The 13,098-nt window shown below is 61.9% G+C and carries 12 protein-coding genes; 2 read left to right on the forward strand and 10 right to left on the reverse strand.

All coding sequences use genetic code 11. From position 1 onward, the window contains the following. Positions 1-2: 2 nt before the first annotated feature. The 6 genes from COW1_RS09520 to COW1_RS09545 all read right to left on the reverse strand — a co-directional run bounded on the left by COW1_RS09520 (position 3) and on the right by COW1_RS09545 (position 4,998). Complete coding sequence (locus COW1_RS09520; protein ID WP_201344016.1) at positions 3-1,358, reverse strand: type II and III secretion system protein family protein; 1,356 nt, start codon at positions 1,356-1,358, stop codon at positions 3-5. 147 nt (positions 1,359-1,505) lie between these two features. Continuing rightward, positions 1,506-2,351, reverse strand: a complete 846-nt coding sequence (gene cpaB, locus COW1_RS09525; RefSeq protein ID WP_201344017.1) for a Flp pilus assembly protein CpaB — start codon at positions 2,349-2,351, stop codon at positions 1,506-1,508. A gap of 201 nt (positions 2,352-2,552) precedes the next feature. Further along, a complete protein-coding gene (locus tag COW1_RS09530; protein WP_201344018.1) occupies positions 2,553-3,053 on the reverse strand; it encodes a TadE/TadG family type IV pilus assembly protein in 501 nt (166 codons plus the stop codon). 15 nt (positions 3,054-3,068) lie between these two features. Then, positions 3,069-3,572 (reverse strand): prepilin peptidase, encoded by a 504-nt coding sequence (locus COW1_RS09535; RefSeq protein ID WP_201344019.1) that lies wholly within the window; start codon positions 3,570-3,572, stop codon positions 3,069-3,071. Positions 3,573-3,587: 15 nt separating this feature from the next. After that, positions 3,588-3,791 carry a Flp family type IVb pilin gene (locus COW1_RS09540; RefSeq protein ID WP_242466414.1) on the reverse strand — a complete coding sequence of 68 codons (204 nt, stop codon included), beginning with the start codon at positions 3,789-3,791 and terminating at the stop codon, positions 3,588-3,590. Positions 3,792-3,885: 94 nt separating this feature from the next. Next, positions 3,886-4,998 carry a diguanylate cyclase gene (locus COW1_RS09545; protein WP_201344020.1) on the reverse strand — a complete coding sequence of 371 codons (1,113 nt, stop codon included), beginning with the start codon at positions 4,996-4,998 and terminating at the stop codon, positions 3,886-3,888. A 491-nt stretch (positions 4,999-5,489) separates the two neighbouring features. On the opposite strand from COW1_RS09545, the gene COW1_RS09550 reads away from it, so the two are divergent. Then, complete coding sequence (locus COW1_RS09550; protein WP_201344021.1) at positions 5,490-7,739, forward strand: PAS domain S-box protein; 2,250 nt, start codon at positions 5,490-5,492, stop codon at positions 7,737-7,739. Beyond that, complete coding sequence (locus tag COW1_RS09555) at positions 7,736-8,368, forward strand: response regulator transcription factor (RefSeq protein ID WP_201344022.1); 633 nt, start codon at positions 7,736-7,738, stop codon at positions 8,366-8,368. Before COW1_RS09550 ends, COW1_RS09555 begins: the two co-directional genes overlap by 4 nt. Positions 8,369-8,458: 90 nt before the next feature. Here COW1_RS09555 and COW1_RS09560 read toward each other — a convergent pair whose 3' ends face one another. The 4 genes from COW1_RS09560 to COW1_RS09575 form a co-directional block, all read right to left on the reverse strand. Continuing rightward, positions 8,459-9,391: a hypothetical protein gene (locus COW1_RS09560; RefSeq protein WP_201344023.1), complete on the reverse strand. Its 933-nt coding sequence runs from the start codon at positions 9,389-9,391 to the stop codon at positions 8,459-8,461. 112 nt (positions 9,392-9,503) lie between these two features. After that, entirely contained in the window at positions 9,504-10,280 is a 777-nt protein-coding gene (locus COW1_RS09565; RefSeq protein ID WP_201344024.1) for a VPLPA-CTERM sorting domain-containing protein, read from the reverse strand. Between the two features lie 187 nt (positions 10,281-10,467). Next, complete coding sequence (locus tag COW1_RS09570) at positions 10,468-11,169, reverse strand: VPLPA-CTERM sorting domain-containing protein (protein ID WP_201344025.1); 702 nt, start codon at positions 11,167-11,169, stop codon at positions 10,468-10,470. A 637-nt stretch (positions 11,170-11,806) separates the two neighbouring features. Continuing rightward, positions 11,807-13,018 carry a VPLPA-CTERM sorting domain-containing protein gene (locus COW1_RS09575; protein ID WP_201344026.1) on the reverse strand — a complete coding sequence of 404 codons (1,212 nt, stop codon included), beginning with the start codon at positions 13,016-13,018 and terminating at the stop codon, positions 11,807-11,809. Positions 13,019-13,098 lie beyond the last annotated feature (80 nt).

The raw sequence follows: 13,098 nt of genomic DNA on the forward strand, positions 1-13,098 counted from the left end.
CTCTAATCCGAAAATCCGTACGTGGCATCCTGCGCCCCGCCTCCGGTCACTCCCGGCAGCGCGAACTCACTGAATGAAGGGTCGTACTCACGATATTTCTTGCCCGGCAGGGGCGGCAGTTCCGCATCGGCGGCCAGCGGGCTGACCAGGCGCGGGGTAACCACCATGATCAGTTCACGGTCGCTCATGTCCAGTCGGGACGAACGAAAGAAGGCGCCCAGTACCGGCACGTCACCCAGGCCGGGCACCTTGTCGACGTTGGAGATTGTCTCCCGGCTCATCAGGCCGCTGACAACAAAGCTCTCGCCGTCACCCAGTTCGATGCTGGTCTCGGTGCGGCGCACCCGCAGGGACGGCACCGACACCCCGCCGCTCTCGATCCCGGTGCTGAAGTCCAGTTCGCTGACCTCGGGTGCGACCCGCAGCATGATCTGGTCCTCGGCCAGCACCGTGGGCGTGAGGAACAGCCGAATGCCGAATTCCTTGTACTCGATGCTGACCGAGGCATCGCTGCCGGAACCCTGCCGCACCGGAATGGGGAACTCGCCCCCCACCAGGAAGCTGGCCTGCTGGCCGCTCAGGGTCACCAGCGAGGGCTCGGCCAGGGTGTAGGCGAAGCCGTTGCCCTCCAGCACGCTCAGTACCCCGAGCACGTTGTCCCTGGCGCGGCCGAAGACCAGATTGAAACTGTTTATGGAGGGCAGGAAACCGCTGCCGCTGGACAGGGAAAAGCCGCTGCCGCCACCGCCGCTGACCCCGGACAGCACGCCCGGCGGCGCGATGGCGCCGGTGGTATTGCGGTTGACCTTGCTGAGGAAGAAGCCCACCTCCTTGAGTTTGTTGTGACTGATCTCGACGATCCGGATGTCGGTCTGCACCTGGTGCCGGAAGCCGGTACGGGTGCGATCGTCCAGCCGTGCTTCCTGCCCGGCCGCGGCCCGTGCCGCCGCATGCTCCTGCAGCGATTTCGCCTCACCGGTCAGTGCCACGCCCTCACCGGCAGGCACCAGTTGCATGCCGGTACCGCCGAGCGCCGCCGTGGTCGCTTCAGCCGGCACCACCCGGATCCGGTAGCTGCGCACTTCCCCTCCCTGCAGCCACACCTTGAGACTGGTGCTGCCCAGCTTCCGACTTGTGATCAGGACATCCCGGCTGCCCACGGCCTGTACCTCCGCAATCCCGGGCTCACCCAGCGCCAGCCGCGTCACCGGCTGGCTGTAGCTCAGGTTCTGCTGCTGGGCCAGCGGTATCTCGAGCGTCCGATCGGCCGCCATTGCCAGCCCCTGGCATAGCGCCAGGCACCACAGCAGGCAGAGCTTGGGCAGCCGATGTACGCGAATCCTTTCCCTGTTAGTCATAGAGTCTTCCATCTTGGGAACCTCTGATTTACTACGTCATTGCGAGGAGCGCAGCGACGTGGCAATCTCCCACCGATTGATTTTGCATTACGAGATTGCCACGCTTCGCTCGCAATGACGGGGCTTTTGTAATTCACCAGAGGTTCCCTAGCGTGAAACCGTCTGGGCACTGCGCTCGGTGCCGCGATACACAGGAATGCTGTAACTCCGGCTCGGCCGGGAGCCGCCCGCCAGTTCTTCGAGCATGACCCGGGTGCTGCCGGACTGCCCCCTGCCGCCGATCTCCTCCGCCTCCCGGCTGGAGACCACAGCGAGGCGGATCGCCCCGGCGTGCTCGGCCAGCATCAACCGACCGGCCTGCTCACGCGGCACCGCCAGCACGGCCGAGCGGCTGCCGGGGTCCGCGCGTGGATCGTCCTCGAGACTCACCACCCGGCCATCCTGTCTGACGGCCACGGTCTTGCCATAGGCAAGCACCTCCGCCCGTTCGAGCAGTATCCGCGCGGTGCTGCGGCTGACCTCAGCCATGCCGCCGCGCAGGTACACCAGAACATCGACATGGTCCCCGGGCTGAACGTAGGCGCCGCCGCCGATGACTTCATCCACCTTGACGGCGATGGCGCGCATGCCCGGTTCCAGCAGGCGTGCGATCCGGCTGCCGGTATGGAAATGACTCTCCAGCACGATCTCGCCGGCCGCGATGGCAACCGCGGGCGTGCGCTCCAGCAGCGACTCGGTGGTGTGAAAGGCCCCTTCGCGCACCACGGGCACCTGGATCGTATTCAGATCATCCGGCGTGATCGCGGCTCCGGCCTCGATCCGGCGGCTGGCGATGATCACCCACCGCAGATCCGCGGACGACTCGGGCTCGGCCACAGGCTGCACCTCGGCCTGCGGCGTCTCCACTGGCGCAGTGCTCAACTTGTAGCCGATGTACCCCAGCACAACCGCCCCGAGTGCGAGCAGCAGCGCCAGGATTCGCATGACCTGCATATTCATCCGCCGGTCCCTTCGCTGTTTTATTGTCTGTGCTTGTTCCCACCGCCACGTCGTTGCGTGCGCAGTGAAGCAATTCCGAATTGCAGTGACGTAGGTCGGGTTAGCCTGAAAGGCGTAACCCGACATCAGTCGCGGCATGTCGGGTTACGCTGCGCTAACCCGACCTACATCTGCTTGCGGCGGCCGAGTGCAATTCTAGAGCCGGACAGTGGCCCGGCTGCCGAGTTCGGCGGGCACCTTCGGCAGCGCGCCGATCATGGGCAGCGTCAGCATGGGAATGACGGGGCTGCTGTGATAATCCTCATAGCCGACCTCGACCGTCAGCACCTGATTGCTGCTGTCCAGGCTGACCCGGACATTCTGATTATCCGCACCAAGCACCACATCCTTGATACTGTCCGGCAGCCAGCCCAACTGCGCCGCCACCTGATCGCGCACGACCGGTATCACGCCATTGTTCAGATAATCGTTCGTATCGGTATATGCCGTGGGGTCCACCGCCACCGCTGCACGTGCCCCGCCCTCGGCGGCGGAACTGAAACTCTCCATCAGCAGAAACACCAGGCCGTAGCTGACGATGGCATAGAACAGGGCAAACATAGGCAGGAACAGCAGCGCAAACTCGAGCGCGGTACTGCCGCGCTGGCGCCGCCGCGACGCAGCTATCGCCTTCAATGTGCATGCATGTCCGGTCATATTCGTACTCCGGTCTCAGCCCGCCCTGGCGCCGGCCAGCAGGAGCAGCGACACCGGCAGGGCGATCCCCAGCGCGGCCCCGAAGGGCACCGTCCGCCGCGCCCGGCCCGCCGCCTCCCCGTCCGGGAGCCAGCCCTCGGGACAGAGCGCGTGCAGATAGGGCAGGTCGCGGGCGAAACGGCACGCCAGCAACACGGCCAGGGCCAGGATCGCCGCCAGGGCAAAGGCGACAATGAAATGGACCAGGCCGGTCAGCATGGCGATGGCCGCGGCCAGCTTGACATCGCCGGCACCGAGTTGGCCCAGGGCATAACCCGGCAGGGTCAGCAGCAGCGACAGTCCCAGCCCCTGCCAGGCCGAGGCCGGTGCCATGCCCAGCAGACTGGCGCCGCTCGCCAGCACTACCACCACGCCCACGGCCAGGCCGCCCAGCGTCAACAGGTTGGGCAGGCGACGCCGGCGCAGGTCAAACCCGGCCGCCACCAGTGCCCACAAGCCCAGACCCAGGACTTCAGGCATGTCGACAGCCCGGGATCAGGACGTGCCGGAACTCGTCGCGCCTTCCAGCGCATTCTTGATATCGGTGAAGATATTGGTCACCGCCGTTCTGATCGGGGTGACGAAGGTCACCAGCGCGACCGCGACCATGGCCGCGATCAGCACATACTCGATGGCGCTTGCGCCTTCCTCGTCACGGATGAAGTTCACGACTGCCCGTTTTACTCCCTGCATGTCCATCGTTGGTCTCCTCATTTAGTGGTTTGTCGGGGGTGAAGCGTAATTGTTATCGGTCTGTCACAAATTCCACTTAAGCAAAAAAAAACTACTTTTTTTATATGGTTAAAATCGATTTCCAGCAGACCTGGTCGCGGCCGGCCTCCTTGGCCCGGTAGAGGGCGTCATCCGCCGCCCGCACCAGGTCCTCGGGATTGTCCCTCGAGTGCGGGATGCAGGTGGCACCGCCGAGGCTGATGGTGACGTGTCCGGTTTCATTCCTCTCGTGCACCAGGCCGAGCCCGGCCACCGCCGCGCGCATCTGCTCGGCATAGCGGGCCGCCTCGTCGCCCGTCATCTGATACAGCACCACCACGAACTCCTCGCCGCCGTAGCGGGCCACCAGGTCGCCCGAGCGGCGCATGCAGCGCGCCAGCGCATGGGCCACCTGACGCAGGCAGGCATCGCCCTCCTGATGCCCGTAGTGGTCGTTGTATTTCTTGAAGTTGTCGATGTCGATCAGGATGACCGACAGGGGCAGGCTGGCGCGTGCCGCCCGGTTCCACTCGTCGCGGAAGGTCTCGTCGAAGGTGCGGCGGTTGGCCAGCTGGGTCAGGCCGTCGACGCTGGCCAGGCTCTGGTAACCGAAATACTTGTGCAGCGACTCCATCAGGCCGTGATGCATGGTCCAGGCTGTGATGGCCAGGGTGCCGGAGAAGATCACCAGCATGAGCGCCATCAGATAATCCACGGAATCACTGCCGAGCAGCAGCATCAGGATCATCGGCACCAGCACGCAGGACAGATACAGCAGATAGGTTGCCGGGGCCGCGATGTACAGCGGCAGGGCGCCTGCGCTGGTGATGCTCAGCATGAAGATCAGAAACAGCTGATAGGGTTCTGCCAGGGCGGGATAGAGGAACAGCGCCGTGCAACCCCAGACCAGGCCGTTGATGGCCGTCAGGGACAGCATCATCAATGACTGGTTGCCGCCGGCAGCAACACCGCGCACATTGCGCCGATGGGCATGAGCGTGCGCCAGCCTGGCGCCGGAAGCGACCAGCACCGCCGCCAGCCACAGCAGCAGATGCATATGATCGATGATCGACCACAGAAACAGCGTCAGGATCAGCGCATTGGTCAGGTTGGCCAGGAAGCCGATACCGGCATAGCGATGCAGCTGCGCCAGTTGCTGGGCCGAAACATTGTGGGGATTGATCACCGCAAGCATGGCCATTGCGCCATTGGCAGTCCCATTGCTGCGGGATCATCCGGATACCGACAAACAGACATGGCATCTACCTCCTGTACCGCAGGGTTGCGGCCCGCTCCGTCAGGTGCTTTAACCAATACCTGCGCGACGGGCATCCTGGTGTGAGCTGGTTCACACTATGTGGTCAGGGCATCAGTCTCTTGCTCACATCATCAGCCAGAAGATTGCAAGTGTAAAGTCTGCTTGTCAGACATACACTTACAGAACAGCATATTAAGCATAATATTTACAGATTAATCCCGACCTTGCCGATAAGCGAAAACAGGAATTATGACCTGCGGGTCTGCCGGCAGCCGCTATCCAATGGAATGCTTGTCAGATGTTGACCGACTGCGGTGTCGACGGAAACTTTATAGAATCAGGTAAAGTCCGTCGGATACACAAGACTCACGGACCATGACCGTTCACAGCACAGAATCCGATGGCCGCAATTCTGGAGACGCCGTCCCATGGAGACCCTGATCGCTGACCGCCGATTCCAGACCGGGAGCACGACTCCGGAGCTCGACGAGGGTGTCGCCTCTCCCCCCCCGGCGACCGGCCCGGAACTGTTCCGACACAGCGAGCGGCTCAAGCAGGCCCAGGCCCGGCTGTTGATGGACGGCACCCAGCTGGCGGCCCTGTTGTCGCTGCTGGCCGCCCCGCTGGTCGCCTATCTGCTCAGTGCCAGCATCGACCGGCAGCCCGCGCTGGTCTGGTGTGGCGCGGTAGCCGGAATCGCGGTACTCCGCCTGGCCTCGCTCGTGCGCCACCGGCGCCGCAGCAACGCCGGCCGCACCGATCTGCACCGCATCCGCATCTCGCTGCTGGTATGGAACGGCCTGAGCGGGCTTGCCTGGGGCAGCGCGGCGTTTCTGGTCTATCCGCCCGATTCGCTGCCGCAGCAGATCCTGCTCCTGCTGGTACTGGCCGGCGCTGTCGCCGTCGCCGTCACCGTCCATTCCGGCATGCTGAATGTCGTACTGATCTTCTCCGTACCGGCCATTGTGCCCATGATTGTCAGGCTGCTCAGCGAGAACAGCACCACCCACCACCAGCTGGCGCTATTGGCTGGCCTGTTTCTGTTCGCCATTCTGCTGATCGCCCACAAGATGCAGCGGCTGACCTTCCAGGGCATCCGGGTGGGCGTCTACAACACCGACCTGGTCGATCACCTGCGTGAGGCCAAGCAGGAGAGCGATCACCTCAATCAGAAACTGCGCCGCGAGGTCGCCATCCGCCGCAATACCGAGGCGCGCCTGCGCCAGGAGCGTGACTTCATCTCCGGCGTCCTGGACACCGAAAACGCCATCATGATGGTCATGGATCTGGACGGCGTCATTCTGCGCTTCAACCGCGCCGGCGAGGCCGCCACCGGCCTGCAGGCCCACGAGCTGATCGGCAAGCCCCTGTGGCAGACCCTGCTGCCGGAAGACCAGGTCGAGCGATTCCGGCGGGATTTCACTGCGGTGGTCCAGGGCGATTTCCCCCGCGAGACCGAGGTGCAGTGGAACGCCAGGGACGGTGAACGCCGCCTGCTGCAGCTTTCCACCACCGCCATACTCGGTGACAGCGGCAGGTGCAGCCATGTCGTCAGCACCGGCATCGATATCACCGCACAGCGCCAGGTACAGCAGGCACTGGCCTTCACCCAGGAGAATTTCCGTTTCCTGGTCGAGGGCGTGATCGATTACGCCATCTTCATGCTGGACCGGGACGGCAGTATCGTCAGCTGGAACCCGGGCGCCGAACACATCAGCGGCCACAGCGAGACGGATGTCATCGGCCGCCATTTCGGCCAGATCCTCCAGCCCGAGGAACAGGCCGGGCTGCAACCCGGCACCATGCTGCGCATTGCCGGCACGGATGGCTATTATCAGCGCGAAGGCTGGTTCCTGCGCAGCGACGGCAGCCGTTTCTGGGCCATCCTGGCCATCAACCCGATCCGGGACGGCGACCGTAAGCTGCGCGGCTATTCCATCATCATCAATGACATCAGCGAGCGTAAGCAGGCCGAAACCGAGTTGGCGCGCTCGCGCGAATCGCTGCAGGCCCTGTCCCGCCACCTGCAGACGGTGCGCGAGGAGGAAAAGGCCTGTCTCGCGCGTGAACTGCACGATGAACTCGGGAGTCTGCTCACCTCGCTCAAGATCGAGTTGTCTGCGCTGCAGCAACAAGTCTCCGATGCGGAACAGGTCCGTACCAGCATCGACCGGATCAACGATCGGGTGCAGGACGCCATCGCCACCACGCGGCGCATCTCCACCAGCCTGCGCCCGCCCATACTGGACAACCTCGGTCTGCTGCCCGCGGTCGAGTGGCAGCTGGAGCAGTTCGGACAGCGCACCGGGATCGAGTATGACCTGCATTGCGACGGTGACGCCTCCGGCCTGAGCCAGGACCAGACCATCGCCCTGTTCCGCATCCTCCAGGAGGGGCTGACCAACATCACCCGCCATGCCGGGGCCAGCCGGGTCAGCGTGGTCCTGATCATCAATGCGCAGCAGGCCGCGCTCGATGTGATCGACGATGGCACCGGTTTCGATGTTGAGGAAAAGTCCTCAGGAGGGTCCTATGGTCTTTACAGCATGCAGGAACGCGCCCGGGCGCTCGGCGGCAGCCTGAATATCATGAGCCGGGCCGGTGAGGGTACGCGGCTGCGGGTACGCATCCCCGTTTCCCGGTCCAGCGTACAACAACAAGAGGAGCCAACCGCATGATCAGTGTTCTCATTGCCGATGACCATCCCGTCGTCCGCGCCGGCATGCGCCAGATCATCGATGCCGATGACCAGACCAGCGTGATTGCCGAAGCCGGTTCGGGGGAAGAAGTCCTGGAAGCCACCGCCAGATCGCCCTTCGATGTCCTGCTGCTGGACATCTCCATGCCCGGGCCGAGCGGCGTCGACCTGCTGCAACGGCTGCGCGCGGCCCGCTGCCAGGCGGCGATACTGTTCATGAGCATGTACCCGGAGGATCAGTTCGCCGTCCGCCTGCTCAAATCCGGCGCCTCAGGTTACCTGACCAAGGAGAGCGCACCCGACCAGCTGGTTGCCGCCATTCACAAGGTCGCGCGCGGCGGACGCTTCATCAGCAACTCCCTGGCCGAGATCCTGGCCGACACCCTCACCTCGGACCAGGACAGGCCGGCACACGAAACCCTCTCCAACCGCGAGTTCCAGGTCTTCCAGATGCTGGCCTCCGGCAAGAGCGTGTCCGAGACGGCCCGGGAACTGAACCTGAGCGTCAAGACCGTGAGCACCTACCGCACCCGCATCCTGGAGAAGATGAACATGAGCAAGAACGCCGAGTTCACCTATTACGCCATCAAGAACGGGCTGATCGACTAGACAAAAAAAAGGGGCGGCATAAGCCGCCCGGCAAGGCCTCGGAAGTCAGGCAACTCCTCCGACGTTATAATAATCAAGTTGTAATAATACTCACCGACTTCCCCCTGAGAGAGTCTTCCAGGTGGGCCGGCCCCGCCCGGCAACCCCGAGCATCGCCACCAGGCCGCTGCCGAACAACCAGACTGCCGCGGGCAAAGGCACTGCAGAGAGACCGGCCTCGGAATGCCCCACTACCAGTTCGCCGTTAAGCAGGCTACCGCCAAGCAGATAGTCACTGAACTCCAGGGCAATCGCATCCACACTGATATGACAGTCACTGGCAGAACAGCTGCCGCCGGCAACACCATTGATCCGCTGCCGGTTCAACGTCACGGTAATCCCGAGCGCATCCAGGATGACCAGGTTCGGATCGGGGTTGGCCACCAGATTGCCGCCCAGTCCCAGGCCGATGCCGAGAATGCTCGCATCGGCCACCGACAGGCTGGCGTCCTCCAGCACGGCCCCGCCACTGGCGACGAAACTGCCCGGTGTACCCGTGACACTGGCATTCGAGGTGATCGTGCCGGCGGACAGATCCACCATCGCGGACGAAATCAGGCCGAGCAGATTCAACGTCCCAATGGCAAAATCCAGATCGTTCACCGACGCCGACGCACTGCTGCTGTGCGGGCCCGGCGTGCCGTCCACCGTCGATTCCGCTGCCGCGTTGAGCACGCCGGTGGCAAGATCGATGGCGAAGGTGGAGGACAGCAGACCCGGCATGAAGCTGGCCTGTTCGCTGACGCTCACTACGGAATCCGTCTTACTGCCCGCCGGCGGCGCAGTTACTGTCACGCCCGCGGGCAAGGGACCCACGCTCAGAGAAAGATTGCCGCTGAAGGCGCTCAGGCCAACCTCCAGGGCGTGCGCCGAAGCCGACCCGGCCCCGACAACTGCCGCAGCCGCACCCTGAATGCCCGTGAGCGCGACCAGCAATGCCCCCGCACTCAGTGCCAGCAATTTCGAAGATCTGTTCTTTTTCATTATCATTGCTCCTCTGGTTTCGCGAGGCGAGGAATAAAAAGCCCGGGAACGGAGAGATAGATTCCCACCCGTCCCGGGCCCACTTAAACGGCAGCCATGTCATTAGTCTTCATCAGGCGGCTGCCTTTCTCCTCCGAGCGACTCCCACCAGGCCCAGCAGACCCGAGCCGAACAGCCACACGGCGGCCGGCACCGGTACGGCACTGGGCGGATGCTTCGGAATTTCCAGATGCGGGGGGATGGACGTGCACAGCAGCGACCCCAGCAGCCCGCCTTCATCGACACACACCTCCACTACGGTGGCGATGCCCGCAAAGTAGGGGGTAAAGCCAATGAAGGGCCCCTGAGTCATGGCCGTGCCCAGAATGCCGTCGTAATCCGCATCCAGCGATTCGACATCGAAATAGGCCAGCTGATTATTGGCCCAACCGTCGAGGATGCTGTTCACCGGATTGCTGAAATCGAGCGACAGGCTCGGATCCAGCGCAAAGGAAGCGTCGACCGGAATCACGTTACCGGACCAGAAGAAATCCATCATTGCATCCGCGCACATGAGATGCGCACCACAGTAGGCCGGCGCCCCGCCCATGAGGATATTCTGATAGCCCGTAATGCCGCCGTCGGCTGTCCAACTGGACCCGAAGAACGGCTCGTCGCCCTGCATGCTGGCACTCCCGGGATAGGGGCCATTAGGCGCAAGCAGCGGGATTTCCATCTCCATGTTTCCGGTCACGCCGGCCGGTGTCTGAATCCTGGTGCCGGTGGGATCATACATGATGAACTCGCCGTCAAAGTCGAACTTGAGCACCGTCAGCGCGTTCGCACTGCAGGCAACAAACGGCAGTACATAGAGAATATTCTTCAGTTTGTTCGGTTTTATCATCTTCATTCTTCATGCCCTCCGCCGAGGTTTTACACCTGCCTCATCCAGGACAAGGCATGTTCGATGCTTCATCGCTGGTCAGGACAGCAAAATCGTCGAGCCTTCCTGGCCGGGAAGCGTTCCTGAATCAAGTGGACTCCGTGGCATTGCGCACACAACACGCAATGCCACGGAACACTGGCTCAACCCGAGATCAGGCTGCTGCCTTACGCCGGCGGGCAACACCCACCAGGCCGAGCAGACCGGAGCCGAACAGCCAGACGGCGGCCGGGACCGGTACCGGAGACGTCGATACGCCATTCAGGTTGAAGTTGGCGTTGAAGCCAGCGAAGGGACCACCGGCAGCCATACCAACGCCGTTCACCCCATCACCATCGTCATCCATGGAAGCCGCGTCCCAGACCTGCCCCCCTGTCAGGGTTTGATCGCCGGTGAACGGACTGTTGAAATCCCAGACAACGACCACATCGATGTTGGCGTTTGTACCCCAGTCAAACAGCATGTGCGCGCCGAGTTGGTCAGAATCCACTGTCATGGTAAGGTTGCCGCTCTCCCCCACTCCTCCACCCAGCGATGTGTCGAAGCTATAGGTGCCGGGAGCGAATACCTGGATGCTGTGCGCTGTCCACTGCAGACCGAAGAAGGCATCCGGCGAAGACAGTGTCATATTCGAGGTGCCGCCGGGACCGGTGTAATCGGAATTGCTGTCGAAGGCAGTGCCATCCCAGGTCATGTCGACATTATTGGACCCCCCCACGAAGCCACCACCACCGTCAAGCATGGTGAAGTTGTTTCCGGAAGTTGAGCTTGCAGAGCCCACTGTAATCTGGGCAGCCTGGACAGCGCCTGCCCCCATAAAGATACCCAGTGCTGCTGCGATAGCCGTCTTTTTCATGATGACATCCTCCAGGATTCGTCGGTTTCGATTTTTTTCGCGGCCTTCGTGAGGACCGCCGATTACAAGCATGTCGTGGAGTCTTGCTCGGAGTTGATTGGTCACGACCGCTCTATCGCTGTTATCGCAATCCCTGTGCCAAGAAGACGCAACCTATGAATTTCATGCACTTACGTATCTGAAACTGGAATCTGCACTCGCCACCTGTAAGTAAATTCGTCGCAACATCATGTTTTTCCTACATGAAATGTAATCGTCAGGCCTACATGAAAATCTCCCGTCGAATATCGACGGCAACACAATCAGGGGAAGTACAAGGAAGCGACCTGTCCGGCCTCCCGCAGACAAACCCTGCTGCTACAGGACTGCTTGCACTGGAAGCCTTGTCGGCAACGAGTCCTGACGTAAGACAGTCACCTATATTCAACCTTCTGAATATCCTATCTCAGCGTATGTCAGGGATTTCGACACGCGCCTGGGCGCATCACAACTTATTGTTCATTCATAAAAAAACGCCCGGCAGGTGTTAGCCTGCCGGGCGTTCATCTGTGGCACGGGGTCGAACCGCTGCCGAGCCTGTTATTGCCTGTTACTGTTCCTGCTGTGGCCCCTCAACCGATTCCGTCCCGCGCCGACCTCAGGCAGACTTACGGCGACGTGCCGCGCCCACCAGTCCGAGCAGACCGGAACCGAACAGCCATACCGCACCCGGCAACGGCACCTCAGGCACAGTGGCGGTATCGACATAGATCGAATGCCCATCGGGATTGACATAATCCAGTATACGCATGCCGTCGGCACGCAGCAGATAAGCAAAACCGGCATAGGCATTGGAGTGCCAGAGTGCGCCCTCTGTCCCTTCTTCGACGATAGCGACATCCCATACCGAGTTGCTGCTGCCGGTAGTGGGATTGTAGTCCTCCCGCATCCTGCGACTGCCGTCCTCATTGAAGGAATCGGCCGAGACCCACACTCCGGCGGGAATCACCCCTCCGCCGAGGAAGGACACCTGGTTCTGATAGTCGGGATCCAGTTCCCCGCCGACGCCCGCCACGACCGAGGCGGGATCGGTGTTGTTGCCCACGGCGCTGCCAGTGAAAAACATATTATCGCCGCCAGATGTATTGACATCGATCGTGTAATCGCCATAGCTGCGCATGGCGAAATCGGGGATCAACTGGGTAGAGGAATAGCTCGGCGCCGTGCCCAGATCAAAATAGACATCCATGGCGAAATCGAAGGTGACCTGTCCGGCCATCTGCTCCACCCCGTTGGGATTCGTGACCAGGGTTGAGCCGCACCAGCCCCTCGCGTCCGAAATGGTATAGGGCTGGAAGTTGATCCGGGTGTCGATGCTCTGACCGGGGTTGGTGCCAGTGGTATCCCGGTACTCGAACATATCGTAGTAACCGAAGGACATATCGTCCCGGGCGATATAGTAATTGCCGGCCGTGTCGATTTTCATGCTGCTGAAGGTACTGTTGGCCGGCGTCGTGTACGCCCATTTATAGAAATTCACGCCTCCATCCATGCTGGCATTGCTGTAGGTCGGGCTGCTGTAAAGATCACCATAAACTGTATGCGGCGCATCCGGCGTGAGCCAGTCCGGCTCCCTGGTTATGACATGCTGTATCTGACCGATACTGGAACTGTCGAAGCCGCTGCCGATCTGAAAATCGCCGGCGTCTGCCCCTGCCGGCCCAGTGTAGCCCCAGTCATTGAACCGGATCGTTCCGGTCGATCCATTGTAGGTCGCCGCATCGATGGTCGTGACCCAGTCACCGGCAACGGAAGAACCCGAGGCGACTGCAGCCACCAGCGCAGTAACCGTTGCAATACGCTGTTTCATCCTTCCCTCCTCCAACCTGTCAGCAGGCTTTTGATATATCGATCCTGTCGCCGGAATGTCGGGATCAAAAAAAACGGGCA

Source organism: Thiohalobacter sp. COW1 (assembly GCF_016629505.1).
Classification (GTDB): Bacteria; Pseudomonadota; Gammaproteobacteria; order Thiohalobacterales; family Thiohalobacteraceae; genus Thiohalobacter; species Thiohalobacter thiocyanaticus_A.